General features: G+C 38.6%; 19 protein-coding genes. 11 read left to right on the forward strand and 8 right to left on the reverse strand.

What is annotated here, in order from left to right; all coding sequences use genetic code 11:
- Position 1 precedes the first annotated feature (1 nt).
- The 3 genes from DWY31_RS13255 to DWY31_RS13265 all read left to right on the forward strand — a co-directional run bounded on the left by DWY31_RS13255 (position 2) and on the right by DWY31_RS13265 (position 1,375).
- Entirely contained in the window at positions 2–292 is a 291-nt protein-coding gene (locus DWY31_RS13255) for a molecular chaperone (protein WP_118001299.1), read from the forward strand.
- 224 nt (positions 293–516) lie between these two features.
- A complete protein-coding gene (locus tag DWY31_RS13260; RefSeq protein ID WP_003864550.1) occupies positions 517–831 on the forward strand; it encodes a helix-turn-helix domain-containing protein in 315 nt (104 codons plus the stop codon).
- A 115-nt stretch (positions 832–946) separates the two neighbouring features.
- Complete coding sequence (locus DWY31_RS13265) at positions 947–1,375, forward strand: hypothetical protein (RefSeq protein WP_118427362.1); 429 nt, start codon at positions 947–949, stop codon at positions 1,373–1,375.
- Positions 1,376–1,505: 130 nt separating this feature from the next.
- On the opposite strand, the gene DWY31_RS13270 is transcribed toward DWY31_RS13265, so the two are convergent.
- Genes DWY31_RS13270 through DWY31_RS13295 form a run of 6 tightly spaced genes read right to left on the reverse strand, consistent with a single transcriptional unit; the run spans position 1,506 to position 5,231 of the window.
- A complete protein-coding gene (locus DWY31_RS13270; protein WP_118001297.1) occupies positions 1,506–1,784 on the reverse strand; it encodes a helix-turn-helix domain-containing protein in 279 nt (92 codons plus the stop codon).
- A gap of 4 nt (positions 1,785–1,788) precedes the next feature.
- Positions 1,789–2,202, reverse strand: coding sequence for a dUTP diphosphatase (locus DWY31_RS13275; RefSeq protein WP_118427364.1), 414 nt, complete (start codon positions 2,200–2,202; stop codon positions 1,789–1,791).
- Positions 2,192–2,971 (reverse strand): FAD-dependent thymidylate synthase, encoded by a 780-nt coding sequence (locus DWY31_RS13280; RefSeq protein ID WP_029471618.1) that lies wholly within the window; start codon positions 2,969–2,971, stop codon positions 2,192–2,194. The genes DWY31_RS13275 and DWY31_RS13280 overlap by 11 nt, the downstream gene beginning before the upstream one ends.
- Positions 2,958–3,284: a hypothetical protein gene (locus tag DWY31_RS13285; RefSeq protein WP_029471619.1), complete on the reverse strand. Its 327-nt coding sequence runs from the start codon at positions 3,282–3,284 to the stop codon at positions 2,958–2,960. Before DWY31_RS13285 ends, DWY31_RS13280 begins: the two co-directional genes overlap by 14 nt.
- A gap of 29 nt (positions 3,285–3,313) precedes the next feature.
- Positions 3,314–4,867, reverse strand: a complete 1,554-nt coding sequence (locus DWY31_RS13290; protein WP_118427368.1) for a relaxase/mobilization nuclease domain-containing protein — start codon at positions 4,865–4,867, stop codon at positions 3,314–3,316.
- Positions 4,845–5,231 (reverse strand): plasmid mobilization protein, encoded by a 387-nt coding sequence (locus tag DWY31_RS13295; protein ID WP_004843919.1) that lies wholly within the window; start codon positions 5,229–5,231, stop codon positions 4,845–4,847. The genes DWY31_RS13290 and DWY31_RS13295 overlap by 23 nt, the downstream gene beginning before the upstream one ends.
- A 381-nt stretch (positions 5,232–5,612) precedes the next feature.
- Here DWY31_RS13295 and DWY31_RS13300 point away from each other — a divergent pair, with 381 nt between their 5' ends.
- Positions 5,613–6,038, forward strand: coding sequence for a GNAT family N-acetyltransferase (locus DWY31_RS13300; protein WP_117698774.1), 426 nt, complete (start codon positions 5,613–5,615; stop codon positions 6,036–6,038).
- Positions 6,039–6,316: 278 nt separating this feature from the next.
- On the opposite strand, the gene DWY31_RS13305 is transcribed toward DWY31_RS13300, so the two are convergent.
- Positions 6,317–7,468, reverse strand: coding sequence for an IS91 family transposase (locus DWY31_RS13305; RefSeq protein WP_118520912.1), 1,152 nt, complete (start codon positions 7,466–7,468; stop codon positions 6,317–6,319).
- Positions 7,461–8,309, reverse strand: a complete 849-nt coding sequence (locus DWY31_RS13310; RefSeq protein ID WP_118520914.1) for a tyrosine-type recombinase/integrase — start codon at positions 8,307–8,309, stop codon at positions 7,461–7,463. Before DWY31_RS13310 ends, DWY31_RS13305 begins: the two co-directional genes overlap by 8 nt.
- Positions 8,310–8,597: 288 nt before the next feature.
- On the opposite strand from DWY31_RS13310, the gene DWY31_RS14070 reads away from it, so the two are divergent.
- From DWY31_RS14070 to DWY31_RS13340, 7 genes are read left to right on the forward strand one after another with little or no spacing between them, the layout of a single operon-like run.
- Positions 8,598–8,768 carry a hypothetical protein gene (locus DWY31_RS14070; RefSeq protein WP_015535374.1) on the forward strand — a complete coding sequence of 57 codons (171 nt, stop codon included), beginning with the start codon at positions 8,598–8,600 and terminating at the stop codon, positions 8,766–8,768.
- 36 nt (positions 8,769–8,804) lie between these two features.
- Entirely contained in the window at positions 8,805–8,990 is a 186-nt protein-coding gene (locus DWY31_RS13315; RefSeq protein ID WP_005342831.1) for a DUF6440 family protein, read from the forward strand.
- A 30-nt stretch (positions 8,991–9,020) separates the two neighbouring features.
- Complete coding sequence (locus DWY31_RS13320) at positions 9,021–9,398, forward strand: SdpI family protein (protein WP_117606933.1); 378 nt, start codon at positions 9,021–9,023, stop codon at positions 9,396–9,398.
- Positions 9,399–9,449: 51 nt separating this feature from the next.
- The gene (locus DWY31_RS13325) at positions 9,450–9,785 is read left to right on the forward strand and encodes a DUF3784 domain-containing protein (protein WP_117606934.1); all 336 of its coding nucleotides are present in this window, start codon (positions 9,450–9,452) and stop codon (positions 9,783–9,785) included.
- A 27-nt stretch (positions 9,786–9,812) separates the two neighbouring features.
- Positions 9,813–10,001 carry a hypothetical protein gene (locus DWY31_RS13330; protein WP_005342828.1) on the forward strand — a complete coding sequence of 63 codons (189 nt, stop codon included), beginning with the start codon at positions 9,813–9,815 and terminating at the stop codon, positions 9,999–10,001.
- A gap of 46 nt (positions 10,002–10,047) precedes the next feature.
- Positions 10,048–10,443 carry a DUF6483 family protein gene (locus DWY31_RS13335; RefSeq protein WP_117606935.1) on the forward strand — a complete coding sequence of 132 codons (396 nt, stop codon included), beginning with the start codon at positions 10,048–10,050 and terminating at the stop codon, positions 10,441–10,443.
- A gap of 54 nt (positions 10,444–10,497) precedes the next feature.
- A complete protein-coding gene (locus DWY31_RS13340; protein WP_330415344.1) occupies positions 10,498–10,827 on the forward strand; it encodes a DUF3784 domain-containing protein in 330 nt (109 codons plus the stop codon).
- Positions 10,828–10,884: the final 57 nt, after the last annotated feature.

Raw genomic sequence — 10,884 nt, forward strand, 5'->3', positions numbered from 1 at the left:
TATGCGAAGGTTAAAGTGTGAAAAAGAAACGATTATTCTGACTAATGAAGATGATGGATTCTATGATGTGTATACCTTCAATCAGAACTTGCAGAAACGGTTGAGGTCTTTTGCGGAGAAGTATCCGGATGATTGCTGGTTGAAAGGATCTTCGGAGGATGGTAGTGAAACGTATATGATTAAAAAAGGGCGGTTATCATTGAATTTAAGACCACCCTATTCCAAGGATAGAATTCATAAAGCAACCGAACGAATTATTGAAGAACAGAAAGAGCAATCGAAGGATTCATAGAATGCGATTTAAGAGAAAAAAGCCTCATGACCATGAGAAAAAATGAAAGCAAAATACGTTAGCTGATAAAGTGTATAGGCTCAAAAGGGAAAGTGCCCTTTTGGGCCTTTTTAATTTAAAATAGTTCTAAAGAACAAGTTGACAATCTGTAGATTCTGTATGTTTTAAAGATCAATCGTTATACTAATTTTAGACCGAATTATCGTTCTAAAGGAGGTGTCACAATGGATTTAAAGGCGGTTGGTCAGAGAATAAAAGCTGCAAGGGAAGCTAAGAATCTTACACAAGAAGAATTGGCAGCACTGGTAAACTTGAGTCCAACTCATGTAAGTGTTATAGAGAGAGGACTGAAAGTAACAAAACTTGATACTTTTATTGCGATTGCAAATGCATTAGATGTTTCAGCAGATACACTATTGATTGATGTTGTGACACATTCGGTTAGCGGCGTTACGAATGAATTATCTGAAATGATAGAGAAACTACCTAAAGAAAAGCAACAGAGAATTATCAATGCAGTGAGAGCATTGGTGGAATAAATACGTGAATAAGAAGATGGAAGGGCTTATTGCTCTTCTTTTTTATTTGGTTTAACGTGAAAATATGATATAGTAGTTCTAAAGACTTATATATAATTCTAAGGAACTTGATAAAATGAAGAAAAAAAATATAACACTTGTATTTGTTGCTATCGTTTTTTCGATTATTGTTGGAATGATAATTGGGAAAAGCTTATTAAAGCATAAAGAAGGTGAGCCAGATGTAGTTGGCAGTTTTTCTATGAATAGAGATGAGAATCTTACAGTAGTTGCTAACAGAAAAAAAATTTCTGATAAAGAAGCATTTACAAGACTGCTTTTAAAAATGTACAAAGAGAATTCATTTCATTCAATAAAATTTTCTACAGATCATGGATATGCAACCAGCCTTGATATGACCGTATATTCTTGGAAAGAAGATATCGAAAATGGAAAATCCATTATGCAGATAGAATTTAGACCGATTGAATATGGAAAAGATTATGATATTGTTCATAATCCGGATAAATATGTGCTTTTTATCGATGGAACAGAAATAAAATGAAATATATAGATATGCAGATAAAGCGCAGAAAAAGAGGATTGCTCAACACAGGAGGATATTTTCAATTACCCTCAAAATGATAAAAGCGAGGCAGCGGAAAATCCGTTGCCTCATATCAGTATTATGACAATTAATCTAGTTCCGCCCCTAACTCATACCTCCAATACTCCGCCGCCTCATATTCCCTAGGTTCTGAGAGTACCGGTACAGTAAAGAGTTCAACCGGAACACCGAGTGTTGATGCAAAGATTTTCATAAGATCCTCTTTTGGTGTTCGGACATCGCTTTCATACTGAGCAATCCGGACATCAGCACAGCTGTCGGGAAATCCAACAGCCATGCCAAGTTCTTTCTGGGTGAGATGATTTTTCTGTCTTAAGTGTTTTAATTTTCTTCCAAATGTAATCATAGTATTATTCTCCTGTGCTTCCAAAAGCCCCAGTTCCTCGTTCTTCACCGAGATCCAGGACAAAGTCTGCAATCACAACCGGTGTGATCACCAGCTGACCGACGCGTGTGTCTTTATGAATGATCTGAGAAGATGTGCTCACGTTGCTGATAATGGCATGGATCTCACCACGGTAACCGGAGTCAATCGGTGGAAGTTCGCATACCAGTCCTTTTGCTGCCATGCTGCTTCGTGGAAAGACATATCCGGCAAATCCATCGGGGATGATGAGACCAAATCCAAGTGGAATTCTTGCAACCTCACCTGGTTTTAATACGCAATCATAAGGCATGAATACATCAGCACCGGCATCATTTTCATGTGGCCGGAAGGGATAATGATTTGCTTTCAGACCAAAGTCAATCAGTTTAATCTTTATGGCTGCTCACCTCCCTTCTGATGAGCAATGGATAATCTGCTTTTAAGATATCTGACGGTATCCAAAGTTTTGAAATAGGATTCTGGCAGGACATCTGTTTTTCCATACAGCTTCCTCTCTGACAGAATGGACCGGTCAAATCCGGTGCAAAAAGAATCGGGCTTAATTTGTACAATCTCTGCCAGATCTGTAGCATCACAATCCTTGTTTCATCCGTATTTCTTCTGCAGGTTCTCTGACCGATCATATGCTTCCACTGGTAAGGCGTTGCACTGATGATCAGTACGTTTCGAAGTCCCTGAGGTGTGGCATATCCGGCTGAATCATGATCAATGCCTAAGGCACAGAGTTCTGTATAGTGGTCCAGATCTGACTGACAGCTTTTTTTGTAAATATCCTGGATTTCTTTATCTGCTTTCATGATCCCATATGGAATAGCAAATGCAGCGTGACCGGAATAATTGCTGTACTGCAGAGATGCACTCATGTACTTTACTTCGTTCTGATGCCTTGTGATCTGTGCCAGGAAGCGTCTGCTTGCACCAACAACAGCCACGGTAATGACCATGAATTTCTGTACGGTTGGATGTGGAAGCCCCGCAATGTTTTCTACGGTCTTCTGACTGTAGGATTGATGGTAAAGGTCCATCAGATCTGCCATGCTCTGAATCGTATGACCGTGTTGTGTGAGCCTGGCAGCAAAGACCATATTTTGTTCTGCTTCCCGGATTCCATAGCAGTTTAAGATAGCTGTTTCAATGTGATCCATAGGCCTGTTCCTCCTTTACCAGAGCTTTTAAAAGGATCAGATAATTGATGCAGTCTGTGATTTTTTCATCCCACTGTTCCATGTCAAAATGTAACAGAGTGGAATAACACATATCGTAAAGGGATACGACATGTTTCGACATCATGCCGGCCAGTGCTGCTTTTGGATCACAGTTCTGTAAAGCGGCAGCAATCTTGAATGCACTGAGGCGGTCAATATTATCACCGGTATATTCTTTCTTTTTATGTGCCAGAATATCGGCACACTTTCTCATCTGAAGTTCAAATACAACATTAAATTCTTCTTGTGTCATGTGATAGTTCCTCCTTTGTTTTGTAATAGTTATCGTTCGAGATCTTTGGTTTTTGATTTCACTGGTTCTGGAATCTGCATCTGAAGAATGGCATCAACATTCTGATCGGCAGTGTCCAGATCTTTTAATTTTTCTTTCAAGCTGCTTATTGCTTCTTCTTCGGAAGCTATCTGCTGTTGCAGTTTTTCTTTTTGTAAAGTCAGGGTTTTTAGGCTTGTCATCTTTCCATCCTGATAAAAGGATCTCAGCCAATCTCTGGCTTCTTCATATTTCTGAATTTCTTTCGCATGTTCTTTCCGGTACTTTCCTTTGTACTTTGCATTTGAAAATTGGGAATAAACTTCCTTGTTTGCATAGTACTGTCCGGTGTAGCGGATCTGATCATTGAGAGTCCTTAGATTGGACCGATGCTGAGCAAACTGTGTCTGCATTTCTTTCAATTCCTGCTTTGATGCAAGCAGTGTGTTTTTCAAATCTGACTGCGTATCAAATCCATGTTCCTGCACATAGATAATGGTATTTGCCATTTGCTGCAGATTAGAAAGTTTTACCCGATGAGCATAAGCCGGGCTCTGCATTGCTTTCACATTTGTCTGGAGATTTACAACCAGGCACAGGTGAGATCTGACGTAGAGAATGGCCAATGGATCCTTGCGTAAGAAGGTCTGTTCCAGGTGTTCTTTTCCATATCGTGTTCCAAGTGCACGTTCAGAAATCCGCTTCTGTCGATCAGGATGAAGATAGCTGTATCTGCCACGATGCTCAATCACAGAGATCTGAAATAGTTCCAGAAGTTTAGATTGGAATTCATCAAAATTACTGGAAGTGACAGCACATTCATCAATCGCTTGTCGCAAATATTCTTTCTGCGTAAGGAATACGGTGGATGTTGGTTTGAGACCATCTTCGATAATTTTCCGATTGATCTCATCTATTGTTTGCTGGCCGTGTTTCTGTGCCATATACTCTTTCTGAGTGATTTTTCTTTCAGCCGGAGCAAGAAGATCTATCTGGTGAAGTCCTTCCTGTAGGCAACGATCCATGACAGTTTTCTTAAAAGTGTTCATGAATTTATCCGTGGAACGATGCTTGTATCCGGCAACTTCTTCATGTGGTTTATCCATATAAGGCTGCCTTTCCACTGCAGTCTTCCTCATACTGTTGATGACGATGTGAGTATGGATATTTCCGGATTCATTGTGGCCATCGGTGTGAGTAACTACCAGTGCCTGATATCCAGGAAACATCTGCTTTGCAAGTTCCAAACTGATTGCTTGTGCTCTCTCGCCGGTAAGTCCATTTTCTGTAACATCGGCTGGATCGTAGCTGATAATGTAGTGGTGACTTTTGATATCTTCACGTTTCTTATTTTTGTGAAAATGAGCATTTGTCAGTTCGCATTCCTTGTCAAAAGACATCGGATCACAGTTCAGTCCATCCATATAAAACTCTTTTCGCAGGATGCTTCGTCCGGATTCATCTACAATCTTTTTCCCGGTTTTTTCATCATGTTCAAACAGAAGATAATTGATAGCAGCCGAGTAATTTGCATTTCTGCTTTTAATGTGTTTTACGATTGCCATTCATACCACCTGCCAGTTTCAGTACCTCTTTTCTTAATAGGAATAAGTCCGTGATGCACTGATGAATCTCATTTTCTATAGCACGTGACTGACTGCCACCACTGTTAAAATGCTTGGCAATCTGATTGAGATTCGATCCGATTTTTCCATATTCACTGACCAGTTTTCTGAGATCATTCATGTCTGCAACAACTTCAATCTGATGATGGATTTGCTTTTCCAATAGAAGTTTCCTCAGATATTCTGATCGGCTAACAGATAAACAAGCAGCGCCTTGGTCTAATAAATCCAGTTCGACATCGGTAAGACGTAATCCTATAAAATGTCTGTGATTCAGTTCTTTATCTTTGTTTTCTGTTCTCATATTCCTCCTTTCGCTACGATTATTCCTCCCACTGGGAGTCCACGTATTTCAATATCGGCTGTCCCTTCCGATATTAGAAATAGTGCTGTGAACACCTTTAGGTGGAACCAACAGACAAGTGAAGCGTCTGTTATTGAGAGGGTATGGGGAGATCCCCATCAAGATAAATCCCATAGGATGACAGGATGCCAAATGGCAATACTGTTAAACATGGGTGGATCTTGCTCTGTATGTGTACCCTTCTATATAACGAAACGCTCAGAGGCTGTTTTACAGTGGGGGAAAAGAAAAAATATCAAAAAAATGATGATTAATGGTGAGCTTGTGATAGAATGAAAAAAAGAGAAAAGCATAAAGAATGTAGTTGTGGAGAAATTTGTTATGATTAGAAAGTTGCTGAACGGAGATATCGATAGAGTTGCTGACATATGGTTAAAGACAAATCTGAAAGCACATTATTTTATTTCCAATCAATACTGGAAGAGTAATTATGAATTAGTAAAAGAAATGATGTCACAATACGAAGTTTATGTGTTTGAAGCAGATAAAATGACACAAGGATTTGTAGGACTAAATGATAAATATATAGAAGGTATTTTTGTCTCCGATGAAATGCAGTCATGTGGCATAGGTAAGCTTTTATTAGATTATGTTAAGGATAAAAAAGTTAGCTTACGGTTAAATGTATACCAGAAGAATGCCAGAGCAATTTCTTTTTACCAAAGAGAAGGGTTCATTATTCAATGTGAAGGCTTGGATGAAGCTACTGGTGAAAAAGAGTACACTATGCTATGGAAACGAAAATAGAAATTCTTTAGGTTACAATCGATGATGGGGTAAACGAAAAAGCAGTTTTGGCATTGCAGGGAACTGCCCCTTCGTTTACACCATTTTCGATTTGACCTAATTGAACAAAGCAAGCGTCCGGATTGCCGTAACCTATGGGCTTTCAATTCTTTGTTCCTGCTCATGATTATATAAGATTTTCAGTATGAAAGCTACAGAAATTTGCGAAAAATACTGAAAATGGGTATGGCAAACAAACCTCAGGGACTGAGGCTTTTGAAAGTATGAGATGTTGCTCTTTAACATCGCAGTGGCATTCTCATCTGTGGTTTTCCGAGATGTCCGCCACATGCTTTACATACACAGACTTTGATGCCATAAAGATGTTCCAGTATTTCAGGCATTTCCAGGTCACGAAGCTCGGAAAGATACTTCTTACATCCAAGGAGATTTCTGCAAAGAGTAAGCTTCTGTCTTTTGGTACGGGAACATAGCAGTCCGTAGTGCCTGATGCGGACAAAGCGTCTTGGTGGTACATGCATGAGAAACCGCCGGACAAACTCTATCCCCGAAATGGTCAGTTCCTTCCACCGCCCTTCATTGCGGTAATCCTTTACTGAGAATGTAACGGTATCATCATCCATACGGACGATGCGGTGATTGCTGACGGCAATGCGGTGAGTATATTTGCCCAGGTATTTAATTACTGACCCGGCACCATTGAAAGTCTTTTTGCAGTGAGGAACCCAGTCCATACCATAACAGGAATTCAAGAGTTCCTTGAATGTATAATGGTTACGCAACTTTTCAGCAGTACCATGAAATACCAGTTTGTCTTCTTCCCACAGCCTCTTTAGTTCCTCCAGATATTTTCCACGGAACACTTTGGAGATGACTTGGATTGGAAAAAAGAAATTTTCGCCATTGTCCTTCCACTGGTTGTTGGAAGTCAGTCCTCCACCCAGCAGAATGGTATGAATGTGGGGATGAAAGTTCATTTCAGAACCCCATGTATGTAAAATGCAGATGTACCCCACCTTTGCACCGAGATGTTTTGAGTCGGCAGCCAGTTCACTGATGGTTGCGGAAGCTGCATGGTATAAGGCATCATAAAGGAGTTTCTGGTTATTGTAAATGACCGGATTTAGAATATCTGGAACAGTAAAAACCAGATGGAAATAGGGAGCATCAAGGACATCCTCCCTGCGTGCATCCATCCACATCTCCTTCGGAACAGCCTGACACATGGGACAACAGCGGTTGCGGCAGGAATTGTAATGAATCTGTACGGAACCACAATCCTCACATACACATACATTTGCACCATAGGCACCGGTCTTGCAGTTCATGATGTTATGCGCAACCTTTGCTTGTACAGGAGAAGGTGAATACTGATCAAGGTATGCCGGATAAAAACGGTGAAAAATATCCTGTACTGTGGGCTTATCCATTGGCTGTACCATCCTTTCTGTCAAAAGGACTGCGTATGCCCATAAGGGATTTGTTGCTGACATGAAGATAAACCTCTGTTGATTTCGGATCACGGTGTCCAAGCAGTGCCTGGATATTCCTCTGTTCCACTCCCTGCTCCATAAGGTGAGTGGCAAAGCTGTGGCGGAGGCAGTGAGGAGTGACCCCTGATAACCCGGCAGCCGCTGCAGAACGGCGGATAACCTGTTCCAGTGTACTTACGGTAAGATACTGCCCTGTAAACTGATTCGGAAACAAAATTCCTTTTGGCCTGCCTTTTTTGAACCAGTATTCTGTAAGAATCGCAAGGTTTCTTTCAGACAGAATGGTATAACGGTCCATCCGGTTCTTTGTATCCCGGATATGGATCTGCATGTTAGTACGTGAAATATCCTCATAATGAAGGTGGATTACTTCGGAGACACGCATTCCGGAAGAATACATGGTGGCAAACATGGCTTTATATTTCAGGTCATCCGTAGCATCAAGAAGCTTATCGATTTCATTAACAGAAAGTACGACAGGGAGCTTGTGCTCTATCATCATGCGTGGAACGGTGATATCATCCCATAGAATGTGAAGTACATTCCGATAGAAAAAGCGGATGGATGAATTATAAAGGTTGAGGGTGGTCGCTTTCAGACCATCGTCTTTCTTGGCAAGAAGAAAGTCCCTGACATCCTGACAGGTAAGCTCTTCAGGATTCTTATTCTGATATTTCAGAAAATAAGAGACATAGTTTTTATAGCAGTTGATGGAACGTTCTTTAAGGTTACGGATTTTTCCGGCTTCCTCAAGCTGTTCTAAATATTTTTCATACATAATAAAATCCTCCATATAAAATCAGTAGTTATCCGGAACACTGCTTTATATGGAGGTGCATTTTGGTCATAAAACCGCTTGCCAACCAAGCGGAAGGGTGGTATTCTTTTCATAGGCAGTGGGAAGGTTGATCCTGTTTGATTGTTTCGTTGTGGTGACTTAACAATACTACTTTTAGGACTTGCTTTCCACTGTTTTGTTATAGAAAAAAGAAAATCGCTATGCCATAGCCTTGGTAGGCCATCGCGCAGCGATTTTGTTCAATCGGAATTTGTGGAGGAAACAAACATGGAAGATAATAAATCAATGACTGTCAAGAAAACGGTAAAATCAGGAATAACTTTTGGAAGTGCATTAGCTATGGTTATTAGTTATACAACGTGGAAGTCTGTCGGCTGGGCGATTTTTCATGGATTACTTAGTTGGGTGTATGTCATATATTTCCTTTTGCGCTATTAAATTAGAATTTAACGCTTGAAAAAAGGAGAAATAAACATGGCAAAGAAAGAAGAAAGATTTGAAGTTACATTTAGAGACGGAAGTCAGCTTAAGGATGAAGGAGTTCGCCAAATCCTTGTAGATAAGGAGACTGGGGTTAACTATCTTTGTTGGAAATCTGGATATGGAGCGGCTATTACACCTCTTCTGGATTCAGAAGGAAAAGTCATAGTTACAAAGTAAAATCGAAAGTTGTAGTAAAGGAGGTTTACAATGGGGTTTTGGATTTTTATGTTGATTATGGATTTGCTTCTTCCATTTACGATGATTGGTTTTGGAAGATATTTTATGAAAAAGGCTCCAAAGAAAATAAATTCAGTATTTGGATATCGGAGCTCGATGTCTATGAAGAACAAAGACACATGGGAATTTGCTCATAAATATTGTGGTAAAGTTTGGTATGTCTGTGGAATGGTTATGTTGCCGATAACAGTAATATTCATGCTTTTAGTAATTGGAAAAAATGAAGATTGTGTTGGGAGTATAGGAGGAATTATCTGTGGTGTTCAACTTATTCCTTTAATTGGATCTATTCTCCCAACAGAAATAGCATTAAAAAAGAATTTTGATAAGAATGGAACAAGACGATAAATTCCAGTTTTTGAAACTGAGAAATTGGTATTTTAAGAGGAGGTATGTATTATGAATATAGGATTTTGGTCATGTATAATTTTGGTTATACCATTTGTAATTATAGGTGTGTTATTTGCGATTTTTAAGGAAAAAGCAACTAAATTTGTTTCAGGATTTAATTCATTTTCTAAAGAAGAACAAACAATGTATGATAAAGCTCAGATCTCTCGTGATATAAGAAATCAGTGCTTCATATGGACTGTTATAATGTTAGCAGGAGCGACATTATCCTGCCTTTTAACCCCATATATGGCTATACCAACCTATATTATTTGGTTAGTTCTGTTTTTTAGAGAAGTCCACTTTGATAATCATAAAGCGTTTAAAAAATATTTATTAAAATAAATTATTGTTTGCAGGAGATGCTTATTTATGAAAAAAGGGATAAACAAATCAATCTTATTTTACATTGCATCAGTTCTGTTTTTCATAGCGTCAGCTATTGGCTTTACGAGTGGAAATGAAAGTTCTATGGCTATAGTATGGTTATGTCTTGGTTCTTCATTTCTTTGCTTGGGTTCGACTCATAAGAAAAAGGAAAACAATACAGATGATAAATAATTTCCTGCTTGTATTGTTGGAAAATCGGTAGTTATGGAGGTGAAAAATGTATTTCACAGACGAAAAAGACTATATTATGCGAATGATAAAAGAAATGGTAAGAGTATTATTTTCTTTAATGTTTGGGAAAAAGTATGTTTCTGTTGAACTTGAAAAAGAAAATAAATATGAAGTATCAGGGAAAAATTTGAAAGATTTTCTTGATATGATTGATTCTGGGGAAATTAACGAAGCAGAGAATATACTTTTAGATAGCATTGATTACACAGACAGAAATGAGGTAATGGCAGCAGCTCTTTTCTACCAATACCTTAGTGAGAAGGATAGTGAGTTTTTGAAAAATAATAATTATACAAAAGAAGAAGTGATGTCTGGTTTTAAGCAATTACTTATGCAGTCAGGATATACTGATTTGCTATGTTTGGTCAAAGATGAGGAGTAATGTAGAAAATTCAAAGAGATAAGAGTGATTGGTTGAAAGGAGAAATTGTATTATATGTTCTATGATTATATGATCTATATTGTTTTTGACTTTATGATGGCAGTGATTATGTTTTTGTTTGGAATGTGGTTTTATAAATCAGAAGGAAAAGCTGCTAATTTCTTGTCGGGTTATAATATGAAATCAGCGGATGAACGAAAGAAATACGATGAGAATGCTATGTGTAAGGCATATGGAAAAAGAATGATGTTTATGTCAGTTCCTTTTATTATTGGAATAATCATAGATATCCAATATCTAGGAATTGGTTGTTTGATTGCATGGGGGATATGGTTTATTATGTTTGTTTTGTTGCTTATTGATAGGCATAAAAGAGAACGTTAAATTGATACGTGAACAATCGGTGTCAGGACAGAGAAAAAAACAGCTTACCATCTATTG

Source organism: Dorea sp. AF24-7LB, assembly GCF_003478575.1.
Classification (GTDB): Bacteria; Bacillota; Clostridia; order Lachnospirales; family Lachnospiraceae; genus Dorea_D; species Dorea_D hominis.